This window comes from Streptomyces sp. ATLC9, from assembly GCF_057196705.1.
Genome location: NZ_JBXUOY010000508.1, coordinates 1 through 1,338 on the forward strand (window position 1 = coordinate 1; position 1,338 = coordinate 1,338).

Here is a 1,338-nt window from a genome sequence, read left to right on the forward strand (position 1 = left end):
CGGGGGGGTGGGGGCGCCGCGAGGACGCGGGGTGGGCGGCCCCCTCCCGGCGTTCAGACCCTCCCGCGCCCCGGTCGCCCGTTCAGCACACTCCCGTAACCCGTGCGTCACCCGGTGCTCACCGGCCGCTCCTAGCGTCCTGGTCCAGGAGGCTGGCCGACAGGGCGGTCGGCGGGCACGACGGCCGGGAGTGGAGGATTCCTCGTGCACGGGGAGCGGTTCACCGTCCAGCCGGGTACCCGGCTGCTGCACATCGGGCCCTACAAGACGGGCACGACCGCGCTCCAGGGGGCCTTCCACCGGGCACGGCGGGAGCTGGCCGAGCACGGTGTGCTGTACGCGGGCCGGGAACGCCAGGCCAAGAGGCCGGCCGTCGCGATCACGAGGAACGCCGCCCGGTCCGCTCCCGGCAGCCCGGCCATGGCGCCCTGGGAGGCGCTGTGCGCGGAGGCCGCCGCGATGGGCGACGACCTCCGGATGGTGGTCAGCAGCGAGTTCTTCTCCGACGCCGACGACACCGCGGCCCGGGAGGCGGTGCGAGGGCTGCGGGGGGCCGGCGGCGAGGGCGTGCACGTCGTGGTGACCCTGCGCCCGCTGCTGCGGATCCTCCCCTCGCACTGGCAGCAGTACGTCAAGCACGGGCTGTGCGACTCCTACGAGGAGTGGCTCGACGGCCTGCTGCGCCGGCCCTCTCGGTGCTCCACGCCCGAGTTCTGGCACCGGCACCGGCACGATGCCCTGCTGGAGCGCTGGGCCCGCGCGGCGGGGGCGGACAACATCACCGTGGTGGTCGTGGACGACGCCGAGCCGCAGTGGCAGTTCCGGGTCTTCGAGGAGCTGCTGGGCCTGCCCAAGGGCCTGCTGGAGCCCGAGGAGGGCGGTGTCAACCGCTCGCTGACACAGTCCCAGGCCGAGCTGCTGCTCAGGCTCAACCGCAGGCTCGCCGAGCGGCCCCTGACCGACCACCCGCGCGAGAAGGTGGTGCGAGAGGGCGTCGTCCCCCTCATGCAGGACTACCGGCCCTCGCCCGGTGAGCCGAGGATCATCACCCCCGGCTGGGCACAGCGGGAGGCGGCCGAGGTGGCCGAGGAGATGGTCGCGGACATCCGGAAGTTCGGCGTGCGGGTGATCGGCGACCTCGCGACGCTCACCCCGGAGCCGGACACCGGCGCCGAGTCCGCCGTACCGGAGACGGTCCCCCTCGACGCGGCCGTGGCGGCCGTCCTGGGCGGGATCGCCGCGGGGCCGGCCCTGGCCCGCCGCCGGAAGCCGCTTCCGGTCGAGGAGCGCCCGGTGGGCGGGGTGCCGGCCGGGGAGCTGCTGCGCGTCGTGCGGCGG

General features: G+C 75.3%; 1 protein-coding gene. It reads left to right on the forward strand.

What is annotated here, in order from left to right:
* Nucleotides 1–204 precede the first annotated feature (204 nt).
* The coding region (locus AC2CJA_RS26690; protein WP_484605215.1) for a hypothetical protein at nucleotides 205–1,338 on the forward strand (1,134 nt) is incomplete at its 3' end.